Origin of the sequence: Microcoleus sp. POL10_C6 (assembly GCF_036701585.1) — a bacterium.
Lineage (GTDB): Bacteria > Cyanobacteriota > Cyanobacteriia > Cyanobacteriales > Microcoleaceae > Microcoleus.
In genome coordinates this window covers 1-6,743 of sequence record NZ_JAUBRB010000047.1, presented here as the reverse complement: position 1 = coordinate 6,743, position 6,743 = coordinate 1, and the positions used below count along the sequence as shown (strand labels likewise).

At 39.5% G+C, this 6,743-nt stretch carries 2 protein-coding genes and 1 pseudogene; 2 read left to right on the top strand and 1 reads right to left on the bottom strand.

Features of this window, described 5'->3' with window-relative positions:
• A pseudogene (locus QUA34_RS22290) lies at positions 1 to 821 on the top strand (hypothetical protein); the annotation flags it as partial.
• A 120-nt stretch (positions 822 to 941) separates the two neighbouring features.
• A complete protein-coding gene (locus QUA34_RS22285) occupies positions 942 to 3,713 on the top strand; it encodes a methyltransferase domain-containing protein (protein ID WP_333389256.1) in 2,772 nt (923 codons plus the stop codon).
• Positions 3,714 to 3,956: 243 nt separating this feature from the next.
• On the opposite strand, the gene QUA34_RS22280 is transcribed toward QUA34_RS22285, so the two are convergent.
• The gene (locus tag QUA34_RS22280; RefSeq protein ID WP_333389255.1) at positions 3,957 to 6,602 is read right to left on the bottom strand and encodes a glycosyltransferase; all 2,646 of its coding nucleotides are present in this window, start codon (positions 6,600 to 6,602) and stop codon (positions 3,957 to 3,959) included.
• Between the last annotated feature and the right edge of the window lie 141 nt (positions 6,603 to 6,743).

Here is a 6,743-nt window from a genome sequence, read left to right as displayed (position 1 = left end):
AGCAGTCGAACTCTCAACTTCATCAAACTCAACAAGAATTAGCACAAACTCAGCTTCAATTGTATCAGAATCAACAGGAACTCGAACAAACTCAGCTTCAATTGCATCAGACGGAAGTAGTATTGGAGAATTCACAGTCTCAATTACATCAGACGGAAGTAGTATTGGAGAATTTACAGTCTCAATTACATCAGACGGAAGTAGTATTGGAGAATTTACAGTCTCAATTACATCAGACGGAAGTAGTATTGGAGAATTCACAGTCTCAATTACATCAGACGGAAGCAGTATTGGAGAATTCACAGTCTCAATTACATCATACTCAAATAGAGTTAAAGGAGACTGAACTTCAATTACATCCAACTCAGCTAGAACTCAAGCATACCAACACTCTGTTACAACAAACTCAGAGAGAATTAGAACATATCAAGACTCAGTTATGCGAAACTCAGAGAGAGTTAGAACATACCAACACTCTGTTACATATAAAACACAGGGAAGGGGATAGAGATCAGTTCCAAAAAAATCTAGCATCTCAGCCAATCCCAGAGAGTCAAATGCAGTATGAACTTTTAGTATGGGATGCCTGGAATGCCTACCAAAATGCAAATTTGATTCAAATGCAAGAATGCCTAAAGCAATCTTTAAAATGTACTCCTTTCTCACCAACAGAAACAGTCCTTAAATGGATAGAAAGCTTTAGTAAGTTAGCCTTTAAAAAGGGTGAAGGATTTGATGCCAAATCACTAACTAATTCAGCAGAGTGGAAACAATTGATGAGCCGGGTACTTGTAGCTAAGCCAATGTCACACCGAAGCTAAACGTCTTACAATCGTTAAGCTGCTACTTTTTGAGTAGTATAGTAGCAAAGGTTAATTGGTCAGCTTTTTTCATAAATTGCACAAGGAAATTTCGAGAGAATCAAACTAAAGGAGAATGTAATGGAATACTTGAAAATAGATTTGGGCTGCGGCCCTAACAAAAAAACAGGAACTCTTGGTATAGATTATATTGCTTATCCTGGTGTTGATTATGTCCTGAATTTAGAAAAAGACCCACTCCCATTTTCCGATAGTTCTGTGGACTATATATACTCTTCGCATTTTCTGGAACATATAGACGATCCATTTCAACTGTTCAGAGAAGTGAGTCGCATTTGCGTTAACAAGGCTCAGTTAGAGTTTTGGACACCATACGCATGGGAGAACTCAGCCTTTATTTTTGGACACAAGAAGTTTTACCAGGAAGATGATTATATGCACCTATGTGTGTGGTTTCCCCATTTTTGGGAAGCCAGTTTAAAAGCTAGATGGCTATTAAAAGAATTGGTCTATACAATAGAGCCAAAAGTTTTGATAGATTTATATAAAAATGGCATTCAATTAGACTTTGCTATCAAATATTACAAAGGTGTTGTCAAAGAGTTTGGAGCAATAATTGAGGTTCGACACAACTATCAAGGAGAAATCGTACAACCTCAATACAGCTTTTCCACTAATCGTTTAGCTCAAAGGTACCCCCTACAATCTCTTTCAGTAAAGATCAATGAAACAGAAGACGAGCTAGCTGAAGCGATCAACTGGTTTCAGATGAAACAGGAGCGTTTACAAACAAACTTGCACCCAAATCAGATCTTATTGGCTCGCTCGCAATCACAGCCTGATGAGACTGAAGTACAACCTGATGAGACTCAAGTACAATCCGATCAATCGCAGATCACCAGCGGTGTAAACTTGCGCTGGCAAATTGCCGAGCGTTATTTATCAGGAAATGGCATTGAGGTGGGAGCGTTGCATTCACCCCTACAAGTTCCTGCCAATGCTAAAGTCCGTTATGTAGATAGGATGCCAGTCGCGGAACTCAGAAAGCAATATCCAGAACTGGCAGCACATGAATTGGTAGAAGTTGACATTGTTGATGATGGAGAAGCTTTGTCATCAATAGCGGATGCTTCCGTCGATTTTGTCATCAGCAATCACATGATTGAACATTGCCAGAATCCGATTGGGACAATTGAGCAGCACTTAAGGGTTGTTAAACCTGGTGGAGTTATGTACATGGCTATACCAGACAAGCAGTACACTTTTGACTGCGCTCGCCCCGTAACAACTCTGGAGCATTTGATTCGTGATTACACTGAAGGGCCTCAATGGTCAATGAAAGCCCACTTTGAAGAATGGGTCAGGTTAGTCATGAAAACTCCAGAAGCAGAAGTCGCAGAGCAAGTTGAACAGTTAATTAATATAAGTTATAGTATTCATTTTCATGTTTGGACTAAACTAGATTTTCTGAACCTACTTTTATATTGTAAGGATCAATTGTTTTTGCCGTTTGAGATCGAGTTCAGTCAAGAAAATGGCATTGAATTCATTGTCATTTTGAGAAAAAGAGAGCCGCTTTTGCCAACAGAATTAGATATACAATCCCATGACTTCGATAGTAATACTCAACCAGTGAAGGTTGAAAATCATACTCACGATCAGCAAGAAATATTGCTGCCACAGCTACAAAAAATTCAGACAAATCTGAATAAATCTCAATCTTGGTTACAGGAGATTCAGGCAGGATTAGCTCAAAAAGAGTTACAAGTTCAGCAGGCTCAAGAGAGATTACAAAAAAAATCTTTCAGCTTACCGTCACTTGTAAAGTTTGCATTTATTAGTGGCTGCCCTGCTGCTTCCTATATTTACAGATGTCATCATCAAGCCGAAATGCTAAGGCTTGTGGGTTGTGAAGTTGAAATTTACATGACTTGTACATTTCCTTATGATGAACTCATCAGTAAAAAATATCCCATTGTGGTAGCTCATCGTATTGCTCGTACAGATGAATTTGAAAACTTTGTTGTCCAAGCTCATGCTCTCGGCATGAAGATTATCTATGAACTAGACGATCTAATATTTGACATAGACCGACTGCATCAAGTCGATCTCTACAATAACTTCGATATAGAAGAAAAGAAGATTTTTGTCGATCAAGTCAAGCGCAATCGTCAGGCTATAGAACTTTGCGATGGTGTAGTGGTAAGCACAAATAGGTTAGAAGAGGAAATCAGAATTAATTTTCCAGGCCTACCCGTTATCATTTCTAGAAATCGGATCAGTCAAAAAATGGAGGAAGAAGCTATCCAAGCTCGCTTAAGGGAAATTCCCAAGGATAAGTTCATTCGGATTGCCTATTTTAGTGGGACGAAAAGCCATCAAAAAGACTTTGCCGAATGCGTGGATGGTTTGTACAATATTCTTCAGGAATTTCCCGGTGTTCGTTTAATGATAGTTGGGTATCTAGATATTCCCAAATCATTGCATGAATTTAGCGCTCAAATTGAAATGTTACCCTTTGTAGATCCGAGCGAGTTACCATATCTGTATAGAAAAGTGGATATTAATCTCGCACCTCTCGAAAGCAAAAACGATTTTACAGAGTGTAAAAGCGAACTTAAATACTTCGAGGCCGGACTTCTCGGTGTACCAACAGTTGCTTCTAGCACCAGTGCGTTTCAGCTAGCAATTAAAAATGGATTTAATGGGCATTTATGTAGTAGTACCAGAGAATGGACTGATACGCTTCGGGAATTAGTAACTAACCCTGAATTGCGACACAGGATTGGACAAAGAGCGCTTGAAGATGTTAATAGCCGATATCTTACCAGAGTAGCTGCATATGAAACACTTCAGGCATGGCAAAACCTGTTCAAAAAAATATGGCTATAGCAGTTTTCCACTGTCATGCAGCCTATATTTTTTGAACAAAAGTGGGCGGAATCTTTATTCAATATGGGTTTCTGGCGGGGTTGTCACCCCGCCAGTTAAAATTCATTACTTTTCAATCAATGCGGATGGGATTTCCCATCTGTCTGCATCATTTGAGGCTGACTGCTGAGATTATCTGCGAGCATTGGATTTGACATGATATTAATGATCCTTTGAGGTGAATGTATATTTCTGGAAATTTCACTAAACTGCTGGATTATCTAAAAACCACTTAGCTTTCAAATATGCAACAAAGAGCGATCGCAAGTCAAGTTCGGTTTTCATCGATTGGTTTCTCTCGTATTGGCGAACTTCAAAAGTTTTATACTCCTCTAAATATCGTTGAGCCATAGTTTCATAAGAAATCAGTGGATATTGTTGAATGTTTGCCTTCATTCTGGACAGTTCATCAGGATTTCTCGCTAACGAAGCTAAAACTTCTAGTAAGCCATCCGTCGATACCGATTTACTAACCCATCCTACCTTGTATTCTCTCACTCGTTCAGCGATCGCGCCTAGATGTGTCGTAATAATTGGTATGCCTAATGACAAAACTTCATCGGCTACCAAACTGTAAGTTTCTGCCGTGACTCCTGGCAGCACAACCAAATCGGTATGTTTTAGCAATTCAGGCAGCTCTTGTGTATTATAAGCACCGCGAAACTCAATATGTTTCTTAAGCGACTCCATAGTAGACTTATCTGTCGTTTCTACACAACCACCATAGCCTTCAAAAACAAAACTATTTCTTAAATCTTCTTGAGTCGCCACTTTTTCCAATAAATCTATTATCAAATGCGCCCCTTTTATGTAAGTAACAAAATTCCCAACAAAGGCTACTTTAATTGGTAATGATTTATTTTTGACAACAGCAATGTTTGTCCTAAATTGCACCCGTCTTTCGTTCTCTAATTCTTTCAAAACCCCATGCCTAATCACCTTCATTTTATCGCTAAAATCTGGATACTCTCTAGCAAAGTATGACCCTGCAGCAGCAGAAGGTGAAATTATCTCAGAGGCACCGGTGAATAGTTCTTGACATATATTATGCCAATTTTGTCTTAAGTCTTTTCCTTCTCCGAATAACGACTGACTGCATTCCTGACAATATACCTCGCTTTTGTGCTCAAAACAAAATTGTGCATTTTTGTCTAGCAGATTATAGCTGGGGCAAATAAAGTAGTAATCATGCGTGGAAATAATGTAAGGTATCTGCATTTTCTTGAGGACAGATACAACATCTCGTAAAGGCCAGCGAAACAAATGGTGAATATGTATTATGCTGGGAGCAAAATATTGTAGTATTCCTCGAAACGTTTTCTGAAAATCGGGATGATTGGACAGGTAAGGACGATGCTTTAAACCAGGACAGTTAAATTCAAACTTAAACTTTTCGTCTTTGAAAAAGACAGTAAGGACAACTGTTTCTTTTTCTGTTGCATACAGAGTATAAACAGGTCGATTTGGACTGATTTCTGCAATCAATGCAGCGCAGTGATATTCAGTTCCTCCCAAGGGAGCATTGGCTATACTCTCTGTATCGTTGTGAAGAATGAAGCAAATTGGTGACAAGCGCTTAAGTTCTGCCAAACGCTGATGAAGCTGGATATTAGCAATAATATATTGAAATGGTCTGGCGTTAATGAAGTTGCCCACATCTTGGAGATATGTTGGATGTAACTTAGACATCTGTTGTAAATTGACATTGGCGATTTCTTGCTTTTCTGCTCCAAAAGATTTACTGCCTGCATGGTAAACAAATGTTGAATCATCAATGATGTGAGAATATCCCTTCTGAGCGGCTCTGTAGCAAAAATCATTTTCTTCTCCATAGCCTTTTCCAAAATTTAATTCGTCAAAATAGCCTACTTTATTCAAAACTTCGCGTTTAATGTACATACAGAAACCGACACCCGTTGGAATAGTAGGATAGTGCCGCCACGAAATTCGATTAATTAAATCTGCAAAACTATCAATAGTTTGATTGGGGGGAATATTATTTTCCTGTAGCCAACTGGGAACAGAACATATTGTACCGTTATTGGTCAAAGGAGTAACAGTAGCTATTTGAGCGTCGGAGTAGGCAGCAATAATTAGGTTTTCGAGCCAATTTGCTGTCAATACTGTGTCACTGTTAACCAAGATAATATCTCGCCCTTGAGCAGTTTTAAACGCCAAGTTACAAGTTTTGACAAAACCAAGGTTTTTGGCATTCTTTATTAACGTTACCTGGGGATAATGGGATGAAAAGTGAGTTGTCAACTCGGTTATCCTTTCATCTGTACTGGCATCGTTAACGATTAAAATCTGGTGTTTACAGTCTGTATATTTTAACAAAGATTCCAGACATTTTTTGGTGTCTTCATAGGCATTGAATATGGGTATCACCACAGTTACGTCAGGGTGACAATCAATAGCTTTTGTTTGAAAAGAATTTTTCCCATCCTCTTCTCCCTGGTTAGCTAAATTACCTCCCAAATATTCATAACACCAAGAAGCATCTGTTTTTGGGTTAAGTTGAAATGCACGTCGGTAACAAGCAACGGCTTCATCCCACTGTTCTTGTTTAGCCAGAGCTTCCCCCAAGGAGTAATAATCTAAACATGAGCTCTGGTCAAGGTTAATAACATAGCGATAATGAGCTATTAACTCATCTAAGGATTTTTTTTTGGTCAGGACACTCTCTAACTTTCGGGTGATTTCAGCATCGCCCGGCCGAATCTGCAACGCCATTTGATAAAAGACGATCGCCCCATCCGGCCAACTGTGCCGCACCAAAGCATCCGCCAACTCAACATAAAGGTCAGCATCATTCGGCGCAATCTCCAGCGCCTTGTGATACAACTGCACGTCATCACGATTCTCCTGAATCGCCTTTCTGTACAAGCCCATCGCATCCCGCAAATCCCACTGCGATCGCATCCTCAAAGCATCAGCCAACTTTTGCGAAAGCCACGGCAAATCCGCCTGAATTTCCGCAGCGCGGCGGTA